The sequence below is a fragment of the Streptococcus oralis genome (genome assembly GCF_004127215.1).
GTDB classification, from domain to species: domain Bacteria; phylum Bacillota; class Bacilli; order Lactobacillales; family Streptococcaceae; genus Streptococcus; species Streptococcus oralis_BD.
The window spans coordinates 26,184-39,645 of the sequence record NZ_QEWJ01000009.1; the positions used below are offsets into that span (position 1 = coordinate 26,184).

13 protein-coding genes, 1 pseudogene and 3 riboswitches are annotated in these 13,462 nt (G+C 41.9%); of the genes and pseudogenes, 1 reads left to right on the forward strand and 13 read right to left on the reverse strand.

Going from position 1 to position 13,462, the window contains the following annotated elements; genetic code table 11:
• Positions 1 to 213 precede the first annotated feature (213 nt).
• The 3 genes from DF216_RS07490 to DF216_RS07500 are packed head-to-tail and all read right to left on the reverse strand — an operon-like array spanning position 214 to position 3,223.
• The gene (locus DF216_RS07490) at positions 214 to 2,436 is read right to left on the reverse strand and encodes a heavy metal translocating P-type ATPase (protein ID WP_129326443.1); all 2,223 of its coding nucleotides are present in this window, start codon (positions 2,434 to 2,436) and stop codon (positions 214 to 216) included.
• 9 nt (positions 2,437 to 2,445) lie between these two features.
• The gene (locus DF216_RS07495; protein WP_000935075.1) at positions 2,446 to 2,817 is read right to left on the reverse strand and encodes a cupredoxin domain-containing protein; all 372 of its coding nucleotides are present in this window, start codon (positions 2,815 to 2,817) and stop codon (positions 2,446 to 2,448) included.
• 10 nt (positions 2,818 to 2,827) lie between these two features.
• Complete coding sequence (locus DF216_RS07500) at positions 2,828 to 3,223, reverse strand: CopY/TcrY family copper transport repressor (RefSeq protein WP_129326444.1); 396 nt, start codon at positions 3,221 to 3,223, stop codon at positions 2,828 to 2,830.
• A gap of 183 nt (positions 3,224 to 3,406) precedes the next feature.
• Positions 3,407 to 3,505: riboswitch (TPP riboswitch) on the forward strand.
• Between the two features lie 84 nt (positions 3,506 to 3,589).
• On the opposite strand from DF216_RS07500, the gene thiD reads away from it, so the two are divergent.
• Entirely contained in the window at positions 3,590 to 4,381 is a 792-nt protein-coding gene (gene thiD, locus DF216_RS07505) for a bifunctional hydroxymethylpyrimidine kinase/phosphomethylpyrimidine kinase (protein WP_129326445.1), read from the forward strand.
• 48 nt (positions 4,382 to 4,429) lie between these two features.
• On the opposite strand, the gene thiE is transcribed toward thiD, so the two are convergent.
• From thiE to DF216_RS07555, 10 genes and pseudogenes are all read right to left on the reverse strand, one after another.
• Entirely contained in the window at positions 4,430 to 5,062 is a 633-nt protein-coding gene (gene thiE / locus DF216_RS07510) for a thiamine phosphate synthase (protein WP_129326446.1), read from the reverse strand.
• On the reverse strand, positions 5,055 to 5,858 hold the full coding sequence (locus tag DF216_RS07515; protein ID WP_129326487.1) for a hydroxyethylthiazole kinase: 804 nt from the start codon (positions 5,856 to 5,858) through the stop codon (positions 5,055 to 5,057). Before DF216_RS07515 ends, thiE begins: the two co-directional genes overlap by 8 nt.
• On the reverse strand, positions 5,858 to 6,382 hold the full coding sequence (gene thiW, locus DF216_RS07520) for an energy coupling factor transporter S component ThiW (RefSeq protein ID WP_129326447.1): 525 nt from the start codon (positions 6,380 to 6,382) through the stop codon (positions 5,858 to 5,860). The genes DF216_RS07515 and thiW overlap by 1 nt, the downstream gene beginning before the upstream one ends.
• A 3-nt stretch (positions 6,383 to 6,385) precedes the next feature.
• Entirely contained in the window at positions 6,386 to 7,078 is a 693-nt protein-coding gene (gene tenA, locus DF216_RS07525; RefSeq protein WP_129326448.1) for a thiaminase II, read from the reverse strand.
• 10 nt (positions 7,079 to 7,088) lie between these two features.
• The gene (locus DF216_RS07530) at positions 7,089 to 7,739 is read right to left on the reverse strand and encodes an energy-coupling factor transporter transmembrane component T (protein WP_129326449.1); all 651 of its coding nucleotides are present in this window, start codon (positions 7,737 to 7,739) and stop codon (positions 7,089 to 7,091) included.
• Between the two features lies 1 nt (position 7,740).
• Positions 7,741 to 9,126, reverse strand: a complete 1,386-nt coding sequence (locus DF216_RS07535) for an ATP-binding cassette domain-containing protein (RefSeq protein ID WP_129326450.1) — start codon at positions 9,124 to 9,126, stop codon at positions 7,741 to 7,743.
• Positions 9,127 to 9,687 (reverse strand): ECF transporter S component, encoded by a 561-nt coding sequence (locus DF216_RS07540; RefSeq protein WP_164979020.1) that lies wholly within the window; start codon positions 9,685 to 9,687, stop codon positions 9,127 to 9,129.
• Positions 9,688 to 9,844: 157 nt separating this feature from the next.
• Positions 9,845 to 9,933: riboswitch (TPP riboswitch) on the reverse strand.
• Between the two features lie 123 nt (positions 9,934 to 10,056).
• Positions 10,057 to 10,725 (reverse strand): TenA family protein, encoded by a 669-nt coding sequence (locus DF216_RS07545; RefSeq protein ID WP_129326452.1) that lies wholly within the window; start codon positions 10,723 to 10,725, stop codon positions 10,057 to 10,059.
• A 218-nt stretch (positions 10,726 to 10,943) separates the two neighbouring features.
• Positions 10,944 to 11,032: riboswitch (TPP riboswitch) on the reverse strand.
• Positions 11,033 to 11,180: 148 nt separating this feature from the next.
• A complete protein-coding gene (gene lctO, locus DF216_RS07550) occupies positions 11,181 to 12,317 on the reverse strand; it encodes an L-lactate oxidase (protein WP_084877879.1) in 1,137 nt (378 codons plus the stop codon).
• Positions 12,318 to 12,605: 288 nt separating this feature from the next.
• A pseudogene (locus DF216_RS07555) lies at positions 12,606 to 13,385 on the reverse strand (IS30 family transposase); the annotation flags it as partial.
• Between the last annotated feature and the right edge of the window lie 77 nt (positions 13,386 to 13,462).

Here is a 13,462-nt window from a genome sequence, read left to right on the forward strand (position 1 = left end):
AATGATAACTCTCCTTCAAATATTTTTAAAACTTGATAAATCCGTTTTCATATACTAATTGGAAACGTTTCAGCAAATTTTTACTCTACTACTTTACCACATTTGTTTTGGGTCTCCTAAGAATGTGCTCAGAAGTTTTCATTCTCTATTACAGCACAGACTAGAAACGCTTCACAAAACTGTTTTATAATAAAAAAGCGGTGGACACCGCTTTTAGTCTATATTAGTAACGTTTAGCATGAGCGAACTAGTCAGAACAGATACAGAACTAAAGGCCATGGCTAGACCTGCCAGTTCTGGGTTGAGGGCCAGTCCAACACCTGAAAAAACTCCTGCTGCAATCGGAATTCCGATGACATTGTAGATAAAGGCCCAGAAAAGATTGAGCAGAATACGATTAAAGGTCTTCTTACTCATATCAAAAGCACGAACAACTCCTGTCAGGTCGTTGCGTGTCAGAACAATCCCTGCTGACTCGATGGCGATATCGGTTCCAGCTCCCATAGCAATTCCCACATCTGCTACGCTGAGAGCTGGTGCATCATTGATGCCATCTCCAACAAAGGCTACTTTACCAGACTGTTGCAGTTGATGAATTTCATGCGCTTTTTCTTCTGGTAGAACGCCAGCAATGACCTCTTCGATTCCGATTTTGTCTGCAATAGCACGTGCCACACCAGCATTATCTCCTGTCAGCATAACTGTTCGGAGACCACGTTTTTTCAACTGACTGATGGCGAGCTTGGCATTTTCCTTGGGAATATCTTGCAGGGCAAGCAAGCCTTTTATTTCATTGTCAACAGCCAAGTACACAACTGTCTTAGCTTCTTTTTCCAATTCTTCAAGTTTTTCCTTATAAGCGGTCGAAATATCCATGCCATCTAGCATTTTAGCATTTCCAAGTAAGACTTGTTTCCCATTGATTTGCCCTGAGACACCTTTTCCATGAAGGGCTTGGAAATTCTCTACAGTATGAAACTCAAGTCCGCCTTCAGTCGCTCGCTTAACAATAGCATGAGCCAGAGGGTGTTGGGAAGCTTCTTCCAAGGAGGCGGCTAATCCAAGCACCTCTGCCTCATCACCAATGATATCAGTGACCACAGGTTTTCCTTCCGTCAAAGTCCCTGTCTTATCAAAGACAAGAGTTTGGACTTTCTGGATTTCCTGTAAGACCGTTCCATTTTTGAGGAGAACACCCATCTTGGCACTGCGTCCTGTCCCTACCATCAGGGCTGTCGGCGTTGCGAGACCCAAGGCACAAGGGCAAGCGATAATCAAAACCGCCACCCCATAAAGAAGAGAGGTCACAAAGCTCGCCTCAAGCAAGACAAACCAAATCCAAAAGGTCAGAACCGCTAAAATGACAACTGCTGGGACAAAAATGCCTGAAATCTTATCTGTCAAATCCTGAATCGGTGCGCGGCTGGTTTGGGCTTTCTTGACAAAGTCCACAATCTGTGCCAAGACCGTCTCGGAACCAACTTTTTCTGCTCTAAAAATAAGAGTGCCGCTGTTATTGATGGTGGAGCCAATGACGGTATCTCCAACTGTTTTGTCCACTGGTAAGCTCTCACCTGTCACCATGGATTCGTCAATGCTGGAGACTCCTTCCACTACAACACCATCAACCGCAATCTTCTCTCCTGGACGCACTCGAATCAGGTCGCCTACCTTAACTTGGTCCAAGAGAACTTGCACATAGCTATCATCACGCAAGACTTCTGCTGTTTTAGCTTGCAAATCAAGCAATTTTTCCACAGCTTGGGAAGTATTTTTTCGCATTTTCTCCTCAAAAACAGCTCCCAAAAGAACAAAGAAAAGGATAAATCCGGCACTTTCAAAGTAAACAGGGAGTCCAGCAAAGAGGGCAACTAGACTATAGAAATAGGCTACCAGAGTTCCCAGCGCCACCAAGGTATCCATATTGGCATTGTGCTTTTTAAAGCTGGCCCAAGCGCTCTGGATATAAGGACCACCTGCCACCAGCATAATAGGCGTTGTAGCTAAAAAGGTGCCCCAATGCATGACTGGATGACTGATAGTCCCTGTCAACATCCCAACCATGAGAAACACAAGAGGCACAGTAAAGATACTGGTAATCCAAAAACGTTGCAAAAGTGACAAAGATTTTCGCGTCTTCTCAACGACTGTATAGCTTCCTTTTTGCATCTTCATGCCACAAGAAAATTCATGTTGCCCCAACTCTTGAGGTGTAAAACGAATTGTCTTCTCCTCGTCTACTCCGATTGGTTCCAAGATTCCTTCTTCCTCAAAAAGAATCTCCTTGTAACAGTTTGAAGGAGTGGCACGATGAAAGGTAATTTCAGCAGGGATCCCTTTTTGAAGCTGGATATGGGCTGGATGATAGCCTTTTTCAGCTGTGATTCGGATTTTTTGAATGCCATTTTCTAGGCTTGCTTTCACAATTTCTGTCATAGTCTCCTCCTACTCTACAATCATCTTGCCGTGCATCATGTTCATACCACATGCAAAACCAAACTCTCCAGCCTGCTCAGGCGTGATTTCTACTACATATTCTTCCCCCATAGGTAGGTCCGCATGTACTCCAAAGTCTGGAAAAACAATTTGATCCAGACAGGGTGAAGGATCCTTACGATCAAAGACAATGCGGGCTGGCACTGATTTTTTAAGGATAATCAACTCAGGAGTATAGCCTCCCATAACTTCCACTCGAATCTCTTGGTAGCCCTTTTTTTGCTGGGCCTTTTGTCCAGATTTTTCAGGCTTTTTGAAAAACCAAAATAGGATAAAAGCGATAAGTGCAATACAAACAATGGTTACAATACTATTTAACATGACATCTCCTTTACATACAATTACATCTTACTTCAGCAACTGCGCTGGCTTTTTTTCCAGAAATCACAGCTTCCAAGTTTTCCAAGTCTGCCAAAGTAAAATCACATTCCATAATCAAATCAACCACCAACTGCTTGATCCTGCGGGAACAAACCTTGTCTTTGATATCTTGGACAAGTAAGTCTCGGCTTTGATCTAGGGTTAAAAGGGCTGAATAAACAAAGGACTTACCTTCTTTCTTCCGAGTCAGGCACCCTTTCTCTACTAAGCGAGCCAAAAGAGTTTGAATGGTTGACTTAGACCAGTCAAACCTTTCCGCCAAAACCCTGATTAAATCCGTGCTAGTTTGCTCCCCCTGCATCCAAATAATCTTCATGACCTGCCATTCTGCATCTGAAATCTGCATTAGCACACCTCCAAAATCTACATTTGTCAATTATGACTCTAAGTATACTCTTAAAATCTACATTTGTCAACTATAATTTTTATTATTTTTTCGAAAAATAGAATTATAATCATGTAACGAGAGATTTTCAGTCAAATTTCACTATATAAACTATAAAAATATGCTATACTGTAGAAAAAAGAAAACAACCACTAGGGGTGCGTAAAGCTGAGATTAACGACTGTTAGATCCCTTTGACTCAATCTAGGTAATGCTAGCTGATGGAAGTGGAAATGATGATGAGGACTAGCTGGTCTTCTATTACTTTCCTGAAACAGACTAGCTTGTTCTTAAGAATACAAACTTCAGTTGGTTGGGAGGTTTTAGATGACTTATTTACCCGTTGCTCTAACCATTGCAGGAACTGACCCTAGTGGCGGTGCTGGCATTATGGCTGACTTAAAGTCGTTCCAAGCGAGAGATGTCTATGGAATGGCCGTTGTGACCAGTCTTGTCGCTCAAAATACCAGAGGTGTTCAGCTAATCGAGCACGTCTCCAACCAAATGTTGGAAGCCCAATTGGAGAGTGTCTTTTCGGATATCAAGCCTCAGGCTGTAAAAACTGGGATGTTGGCAACTACTGAAATCATGGAAATCATCCAGCCCTATCTTAAAAAACTGGATTGTCCCTACGTCCTTGACCCTGTTATGGTCGCTACGAGTGGGGATACCCTGATTAATACCAGCGCTAGAACCTACCTAAAAACAGACCTGCTTCCCCTTGCTACCATTATCACTCCCAATCTTCCTGAAGCAGAAGAGATTGTTGGTTTTTCAATCCATGATCCAGAAGACATGCAGCGTGCTGGTCGCCTGATTTTAAAAGAATTTGGTCCTCAGTCCGTTGTTATCAAAGGTGGCCATCTCGAGGGTGGTGCCAAAGATTTCCTTTTTACCAAAGATGAACAATTTGTCTGGGAAAGCCCAAGAATTCAAACCTGTCACACCCATGGTACTGGATGTACCTTTGCTGCTGTGATTACGGCTGAACTAGCCAAGGGCAGAAGTCTTTACCAGGCAGTTGATAAGGCCAAGGCCTTTATCACAAAAGCCATCCAAGACGCTCCTCAACTCGGACATGGTTCTGGCCCAGTCAATCATACAACTTTTAAAGATTAAGAAAAAAACTCTCTAGCTCCTACTTTAAGGGAATTAGAGAGTTTTTGATTAGGAAATAATGTCATCCAGCTTTGTTAAAAAGGCTTGCGTTTTTGCCTCAATATCTTCTGCCTGCATCAAATCACGTACTACGGCTACTCCAGCTATACCCGTGCCGATAAGTTGGTCAATATTCTCTGACGTCAAGCCTCCGATAGCAACTACTGGAATGGCGACCGTTTGGCAAATTGTTTTCAAGGTTGAAATCAGAGTGATGGGAGCATTTTCCTTGGTCGTGGTTGGGAAAATGGCTCCTGTTCCCAAGTAATCCGCACCCCATGTTTCTGCTTCGAGAGCTCTTTTAACTGTTTTAGCAGTGACACCTAGGATTTTTTCAGAACCTAGGACTTTGCGGGCAACCGAAACTGGTAGTTCATCATCGCCGATATGCAGACCTGCTGCATCGACTGCAAGACAGACATCCAACCGATCATCGATGATCAAGGGCACCTGATAGGCATCTGTTATTTCCTTGACTTGTTTTGCCAGTTGATAGTATTGATTGGTGGTGAGATTTTTTTCTCGTAGTTGGATAATAGTAACACCTGAACGGCAGGCCGTCTCGACTTTTTCAAGAAAGCTTTCCAAGGAATCTTGGTAGCGATTAGTTACTAGATACAGTTTAAGTGATTCTCTATTCATAAAATTCTCCTTTGATGGCTTCTAGCCAGTTTTCGTCTCTTTTTAGGAGAGAGAGTTGATTGAGAACTTGGTAACGAAAATCTTCCAATCCCATTCCTTTAACAACGATTCTCTCAGCAGAGATATTGAGATAAGAGATCGCTAGGCAAGAAGCTTCAAAGGCAGTCTTTCCTTGGCTGAGAAAAACGGCTGTCAAGGCTCCAACCAAGTCTCCTGTCCCTGTTATCCAGTCCAATTCTGCACAGCCATTTCCCAATATTGCAACCTGATTCTCCGAAACGATGAGATCCTTGGGACCAGTGACTAAGAATGACATACCAGGATAGGTCTGACACCAGTCTTTCAAGACTTGAAGCAAATCCTCCGTTTCTTGGTCTTTAGCACTCGCATCAACCCCAACTCCATGGTGCTTTAAACCAACAAGACTTCGGATTTCCGACATATTTCCTTTAAGGACCGTGGGCTTGTATTCTAAAAGATCTTTGACTAGATTCTTACGAATGGGGGAAGCCGCTACGCCAACCGCATCTACTACCATTGGGAGACAAGTTTGAGATGCATAAGAAACTGCCAGACGGATTGCTTTCTCCTTCTCAGCTGACAAATGCCCCAAATTGATGAAGAGAGCCTGGCTTTGCTTAGTAAAATCAAGAATCTCACGGGGGTCATCTGCCATGACTGGTTTGCATCCCAGAGCCAAAATGCCATTGGCTAGCATCTCGCAGGAAATCTCATTGGTGATGCAGTGAATCAAGGAACTGGTTGCCAGAGGGAAAGGATTTGTCAATTTCTGCATCATTCTATCCTTTCTCCAAAGAAATATCCCTGCACTTTTTTAAAGAATTCCTGCTTGATTAAAAATCGAAAGGCGAGGAAAGCTATGGCTGTACCAATCAAGGTCGCTCCGAAAAATCGCGGAGTATAAATAAACCAACTGAGCTTCGCCGCAGATCCTGTAAAGAGAACCATAACAGGATAGGAAACAATGGAACCGATAACCCCTGTTCCCAAGATTTCTCCTAGGGCAGAAAAGTAAAATTTTCGACCATACTTATAAAAGAGACCTGCAAGGAGGGCTCCAAAGGTAGCTCCTGTTAGGGCCAAAGGGGGAATGCCTTGAGTAGACATACGGATAAAGGCTGTCACTGTAGCCATAACCAAGGCATAAACAGGTCCCATCATGATTCCTGCCAGAATATTGACTACACTAGACATCGGTGCCATTCCTTCAATTCGAAAGATGGGTGTAAGAACTACGTCAAGGGCAATCATCATGGATAAAATAGTTAATTTGTGAACTTGTAATTGGTGGTTTCTCATTTTCTATTTCTTCTCTTTTTCTAAGGACTGCAAATCACTCGTCCATGTTTGATGTTGGTAAGCCATCTCCCAAAACTTGGCTTCCATGTGGACACTTCGGTGGAAGGCCTCTAGCATTTTTTGTTTGTCCGTCTCGTCACTTTCTTGATAGAGCTGATTGACCAGCGCTTCTTCCTCTTTAATCTGCTGCTCTAATTCATCGGTGATATAGGTTTCAATCCACTGTTGATAAAGAGGATTCGGGGATGGTTTGCGATTAAGTGCCTTGCCCAAATCATGGTATAACCAAGGACATGGAAGTAAACTAGCAAAAGCAATACCCAAATTTGACTCTGCAAATTGCCGATAAATATGAGAAATATAATGATAACAAGTTGGAGCGATTGGATGTTGCTCCATTTCCTGGTCGCTGATTCCTAATTCCTTGAAAAATTGTTGGCGGATAAACAACTCACCCTCCACTAGACTCTGAGCATTTTGTTTCAAGAGTCTTTTCATCTCCTCGTTTGAAGTCTTATCAGCCAAGAGGTGATAGGCTTCTGAAAAAGACTTCAGATAGTAGGCATCCTGAATCAGGTAATAGCGGAAAATAGAAGGTTCTAACGTTCCCTCTTGTAACTGTAAAACAAATGGGTGATGAAAGGAAGCCTGCCAAGCTTCCTTGGATAATTCCATCGCAATATCTGTAAATTCCATAATAACTCCTTTATAGAAACAAACTGGTTTGAAGCAATAAAAAGAAAAGTAGGTAGATCAATTTTGTCCTCTGAGAAATATAAAAAGTCCGATAACTATTCTCCAACTGTGCATGTTCGTCATATCCATGTGCAGACAGAGCTCTCAAGTAAAGATGGTGCCACCTAAAGACCGTCATCAGAACCTTGCTGTAAATCAGGGGAGACCAAACATGCAATTTTTGACCACGCAATAAGCAAGCTTCCTTGAGGGACTTGATTTCTTGCTGAATGAGGGGAAAGGAATTGAATACCACAATTAAGGCATAGGCCCAAGACCGTGATAACCCCTTTTGAGCCAAGTACAAGAGAAGCTCTTTTAGGGAAATACTGGAAACAAAGACAAGGCCGATACAAACAGTCACAAAGGCCCTCGTTCCAAGTATCACTGCCTGCGAAGCATCCCCATGTAACTGAACTGCCCAGTAGTTAGCAAAGGATGGTAAAATGGCGAGCACAATCATCCAAGTCGACATCTTAAATCGACGGTAGTAAAGCATGAAGAGAATGCAAAATGCGGCTACCGAAAGATTAAGAGCAATCGAAGGAATGAAGGATGTTTCCAAGGATAAAATTAGAAAGAAGAGACTGAGTATCGGTGTCTGGGTTGCGACTTTGATCATACTACCTCACCTCCCCTTGAGCATTGCTACTCAGAAAACTGAGAGGTTTGCTGATGGTCACGTCTTGGAGATGACTGAGCCCCTCACTAGTCATCTCAATCCAATAATCAACCACAGAAATCAAAGGATCTAAACGATGGCTAATGATCAAAAAACTTCTCCCTTGATTGCTCTCCTCCACAATCCACTGACAGAAATAATGGCAGGCTCTATCATCCAAACCAGCAAATGGCTCGTCTAGCAAGATCACAGAAGCCTTGCTGGTCAAGATGGTCAATAGCTGAAGAATCTTTTGCTGGCCACCACTTAATTGATAGGGACTCTTATCAAGCGCCTGCTCCAGATTAAAATATCGTAAAGCTTGGAGAATCCGCTGATTTCTCACAGTATCTGGAACATCTACTTGAAGTTCCTCTCGCAGACTGACTCGGATAAACTGCTTCTCAGCTTCCTGAACAACACCTGTCAAGTCACGATACAAACTCTTTTTCTTTTTAAGAACCCAACCCTTCCAAGTAATGCGCCCTTTATACTTTTGAAATTGAAGAATGGAGCGAAAGAGGGTTGATTTCCCGACGCCATTGTCACCCAGGATACAGGAAATCCCTTGGTAAAATGTGAAATCCGCAATCGAAAAGAGAAGGTGATTCCCCAGCTCACAAGTCACACGGTCCATATGGAATAGTTCTGGGCTAAAGGCAACTTCCTTTGAAGCAACCTGTGTCATCTCAGAGGTAGGGATTTGAAACACTTCCCTTAGTTGCCCGTCTCTCAGCTCCACCATATGGTCAATGTAGGCTCCATAGTCTGATAAATCATGGTCGCACAGGATGACTGTCTTCCCATTAGAGACCAACTCCTTTAGAATCTCTAGGATCTCTATCCTACTCTTTCGGTCAATGGAAGCGAAGGGTTCATCTAAGAGATAGACCCTAGGATTCATGGCAAAGAGAACAGCCAAAGCAGCTTTTTGCTTTTCCCCACCTGATAAGTGATGAATGGGACGGTGCAAGATTGCCTTACAACGACATTGCCGGACCACCTCTTCTATTTTATCATCAATCTCCTGAACAGGATAGCCAATATTCTCCAAGGTAAAAATTAGCTCTTCAAACAAGTTCTCCATGGTAAATTGATAATTGGGATTTTGAAAGAGAATACCAACCGTCTGGACACGTTCAACGATAGAAAGCTGACTGACCTCACTCCCATCTACCAAGACTTGACCACTACAGGGCAAGGAACTGACTTGGGCAATGATTTGAAAGAGACTGGATTTTCCTGAACCACTGCTCCCAACTAATAAGGTAAAAGCTTGCGCATGAAAAGTAAAAGCAATCGGCTCCGAAAAGATTGGGGACTGAATCCCCCGTAGTTCCAGCCCCATCTACGCCTTTCCTCCGGCTGCAAACTGATGATAGAGTTTGACAATGGCACGAACCAAGATGGTACAGAAGAAAAAGACTGAAATAAAACGCACCACAAGCAAGGAAAGGACAAAAGGAAGAGAAAAGGCATAGTAACCTAATTTAATGTATTCATAGACAAAGCTAAAAATCGTAATCCCAATACTATTGGCGGTTAGAGAGAGCCAACTTTCATAGCGATTCTTGGTCACAAGAAAGCCAAATTCACTTCCCAGACCTTGAACCAAGCCAGACAAAAGAGCGCCTAGACCGAATTGGCTACCATAAAGAACTTCAGCAAGCGCAGCAAGCACTTCTCCAATCGTTGCACTTCCGATTCTTGGAACAAAGATAGCCACAATGGGCGCAGCCATACACCAGAGACCAAAGAGGATTTCATTGGCAAAGGCCTGTAAACCAAGAGGGGCTAAGATCAGGGTGAGGATATCAAACAGATAGCCTGAACCCACAAAAACGCCACCAAAAAAGATAGATAAGAAAGCAAGTAAGATGACATCTTTTAACTGCCATTTTTTCAACATAAAAAACTCCTTTTTTAAAGAAAAGTGGGGCATTTGCAGAGAGCTACTCAAAGGCTTGCCGTCAAGCCTATCCTCTTTTGATAAACAAAAAAACTCCAATTACAATCAAGAATTAGAGTTGACTTACAAGATTAGACAGTTCTTTTCGACATACGAAAAAAACCTTTTCACATTTCCCTTCGCCAGTATTAACTGTATCAGGTTCAATGGGTATCATCTCAGCCTAAAGCACCCCAAATGTCTTTATTATTTAATTACTGGATCAGTATAACAAAAAATGAAAGCCCTAGCAAGATATTTGACTGGAAAATATATTTATATGGTTTGTTTGTTAATTCTTTTAATCTACATAAAAGTATTGCATCTGTTCTATAATTCATAACCAATATCAAAAAAAGCTAATTCTAAAGCAACTGCTTGATTCCAGCGTTGCTGAAGTTCTGTCAAATCTTCTCTACCTTTCCCGACACGATTGAGTTCGTCAACCAGAAATTGAACCCACTCTGTAAAGAAAGGACCTCTGTGGAGATTGATCCATTCCGAATGAATATAGGCTTCAGGTAGAGCCAAATCTTTAGAACCCCAGTCTAAATAAAGACCTTCTGCAATGGCTAGCATGACCAAAAGATGAGCATAGTCTGATGAAGCCACAGCAGAACACATTAGCTCCTGAAAGGCTTTTGTTACAGGGTGCAAGGTCACTTCTAGATAGTCATTCTCTGCTACTTTTAACTCTTTGAAAGCCTTTTGGAAATAACCATCTTCATCTGCTTCAAGAAAGCCTAGTTGCTTGGCAAAACGAAGTTTGGATTCAAGCTGGTCTGCGTGAGCTACACAAGCACCAAGCATGGATAAGAAGGCATCAAAGAAATGATAATCTTGAATCAGGTAGTCTTTTAAGACCTTATTCTCAATTGTCCCCGCAAAAAGTTCCTTAACAAAACGATGATTGATTGCAGCCTGCCAATCCTTCTGACTGCTTTTTAATAATTCTCCAACGGTCAAACCTGGCTGAAATGCATAGTTTTGTGTTTCCATATTTATTTTTCCTTTCTTTACTCCTTAGTAATCAATAAAATATCAAGAGACACCAAGCAAAATCGTAATTCCACTTGATACTTTTAAAGAACATCGAGGGCATTTGCAGAGAGCTACCTAAACAAGCCTATCCAGTTTGTATAAACAAAAAAACTCCAATTACAATTAAGAATTAGAGTTTACCTTACAAGATTAGACGGTTCTTTTCGACATACGAAAAAAATCTTTTCACATTTCCCTTCGCCAGTATTAACTGTATCAGGTTCAATGGGTATCATCTCAGCCTAAAGCACCCCAAATGTCTTTATTATTTAATTACTGGACCAGTATAACAAAAAATGAAAGCCCTAGCAAGATATTTGACTGGAAAATATATTTATATAGTTTCTGATAACGATTTAATCTTTCTATACACGAATAAAAACCTCCACATTATGCGGAGGCAATCTGTTTTATCAATACAATTTTAAGTCACGTGGGTCAACTGGGAAGGTTGGATTGTAAGGATTGTGACGGAGTTTGAAGTGCTTGACATCTTCAATAGTCTGAGTTCCAGACAACTGCATGACCGTCTTCAATTCTGCATTCAAGTGCTCAAAGACCTGACGCACACCAACACTACCACCAAGTGCCAAGCCATAGATAACAGGGCGGCCAATAGCTACCAAGTCTGCTCCTGAAGCCAAGGCTTTAAAGACGTGTTGACCACGACGAACACCTGAGTCAAAGACAATAGGCACGCGCTTGTCAACTGCTTCTGCTACTTCTTGAAGTGAGTCAAAGGCAGCTGGTCCACCGTCGATTTGACGACCACCGTGGTTGGTTACCCAGATACCTGAAGCTCCCGCAGCAAGCGAACGTTCAACGTCCTCACGGCATTGTGGTCCCTTGACATAAACAGGAAGTCCTGAGTATTCAGCGATGAACTCTACATCACGTGGAGACAAACGTTGTTTAGCTGATTTGTAGACAAAATCCATTGATTTTCCAGCGCCTTCTGGCAGATATTCTTCAACAATCGGCATGCCAACTGGGAAGACAAAACCATTACGCTTATCGACCTCACGATTGCCTCCTACAGTAGCATCTGCGGTCAAGACAATCGCTTTATAACCTTCAGCCTTCACACGGTCCATGATATGGCGGTTGATCCCGTCATCCTTACTAAAGTAAAATTGGAACCAATGAGGTGTCCCTTGAAGGGCTTCTGTAATTTCTGGAAGGTCCACAGTAGAGTAAGAGCTGGTTGTATAGAGGGAACCAAACTCATGTACACCACGCGCAGTAGCTACTTCACCTTGTTCATTTGCCAATTTATGAGCTGCAACAGGCGCCATAATAATTGGTGAAGACAATTTTTCACCTGCAAATTCAATCTCTGTACTTGGATTTTCAACATCACAAAGAGTGTGCGGAACGATGAGCTTGTGGTTAAAGGCGCGGATATTCTCCCGTAAAGTAAAAGTATCTTCCGCACCACTGGCGATATAGCCAAATGCTGCTTTAGGAATAACTTGTTGCGCCATTGGCTCCAAATCATAGGTATTAATAAAATCTACAGGTCCTTCTGCATTGCTTGTTTTATATGACATAAAGTGTCCTCCTTATTAAGTAAGCGTTTACTTCTTCTTACATAAACTATCTTAACTCTTTTTCAGATTCCTTTCAAAAATTTTGTCTGGAAATTTCAAACTGATTGTCTGAATATATCCCCAAAAAGAGAGGGCTCTCATTCTATCATTATCCTATATTTTTCTTTACCCTTAGGAACCTTTGTTTTATTTCTTACATACAAAAAATCAGGTAATCCTAGTGACTACTTGATTTTCTATGTCTTAGGCATTTTGCCAATTTTCTTGGTCTTCTTTAAAGCGTTTTAAGAGATCTAATCTCTCTATCTTACTCAATATGGACTTAATGGGATAAGGTTTCATACACTCTAAGACTGCTTGATTGACATACTCTGCTTTCTTTTCGACGAGTTTCTCTGTGACAGTATAGCGTGTTTGTCGTTCTACTAAGGTCAGAATAGAAGGTTCTCCTACTGTCTTTCCCCCCAGAACAGAATCGATTTCCCAATCTCCAAAACGGGAGCGATTATTGATCTCTTCTGGCCTTTCTTCAATTGACTTTCCTAGATGTTTCTTGGTAGAGGGACGCTTGTTAAATTTCTTACGGATCCGCACTGCTCTTGGTAAATCAATAGCCTTAATCTCTAACAAACCTTGATGGATATAGTTATAGAGCGTCTTGGTTGAAGGAACAACTACATCTACATGTTGGAGTTTATAGATATGAACAAAGGTATCCACGCTATGCACCCTTGGTTTCTCTCTCATTGCTTCTGTAAATTTTGTCATAAAGTCGTCCGATACACGATCCAGTTTCAGATAATAGCTGCCTTCTCTGGCCTGACGATAGCGGTTATGGGCAGCATCTGCATAATAGTGTTAATAATAGACCTTCTGTCTATTTACTTGTTTCACTTGTGTTATAGAACCTCGATTCATTTCACGAGTAATGGTAGAGCGATTTCTTCCCAGTCTACGAGCAATCTCAACAGGTTTGAGTCCTACGCTTAAATAAGCTTCAATTTCTCCTCGCTCAGCTTCAGATAAGTGCTTGTATGATTGATTTGTGGTAGAATAGTTTGTGGACATGTTTCTCTTCCTTTATACTGTTTTTCGCAACTCTAGTATATCAGATAGACATGTCTTTTGTGTTGCACTTCATTTTA

Bases quoted from the DNA above. Each gene is read 5' to 3' on its own strand.
- thiD (WP_129326445.1), top strand. From the start codon at position 3,590: ATGACTTATTTACCCGTTGCTCTAACCATTGCAGGAACTGACCCTAGT.
- DF216_RS07535 (WP_129326450.1), bottom strand. From the start codon at position 9,126: ATGGGGCTGGAACTACGGGGGATTCAGTCCCCAATCTTTTCGGAGCCG.
- thiW (WP_129326447.1), bottom strand. From the start codon at position 6,382: ATGAGAAACCACCAATTACAAGTTCACAAATTAACTATTTTATCCATG.
- DF216_RS07530 (WP_129326449.1), bottom strand. From the start codon at position 7,739: ATGATCAAAGTCGCAACCCAGACACCGATACTCAGTCTCTTCTTTCTA.
- tenA (WP_129326448.1), bottom strand. From the start codon at position 7,078: ATGGAATTTACAGATATTGCGATGGAATTATCCAAGGAAGCTTGGCAG.
- lctO (WP_084877879.1), bottom strand. From the start codon at position 12,317: ATGTCATATAAAACAAGCAATGCAGAAGGACCTGTAGATTTTATTAAT.
- DF216_RS07545 (WP_129326452.1), bottom strand. From the start codon at position 10,725: ATGGAAACACAAAACTATGCATTTCAGCCAGGTTTGACCGTTGGAGAA.
- DF216_RS07490 (WP_129326443.1), bottom strand. From the start codon at position 2,436: ATGACAGAAATTGTGAAAGCAAGCCTAGAAAATGGCATTCAAAAAATC.
- DF216_RS07495 (WP_000935075.1), bottom strand. From the start codon at position 2,817: ATGTTAAATAGTATTGTAACCATTGTTTGTATTGCACTTATCGCTTTT.
- DF216_RS07515 (WP_129326487.1), bottom strand. From the start codon at position 5,858: ATGCAGAAATTGACAAATCCTTTCCCTCTGGCAACCAGTTCCTTGATT.
- DF216_RS07540 (WP_164979020.1), bottom strand. From the start codon at position 9,687: ATGTTGAAAAAATGGCAGTTAAAAGATGTCATCTTACTTGCTTTCTTA.
- DF216_RS07500 (WP_129326444.1), bottom strand. From the start codon at position 3,223: ATGCAGATTTCAGATGCAGAATGGCAGGTCATGAAGATTATTTGGATG.
- thiE (WP_129326446.1), bottom strand. From the start codon at position 5,062: ATGAATAGAGAATCACTTAAACTGTATCTAGTAACTAATCGCTACCAA.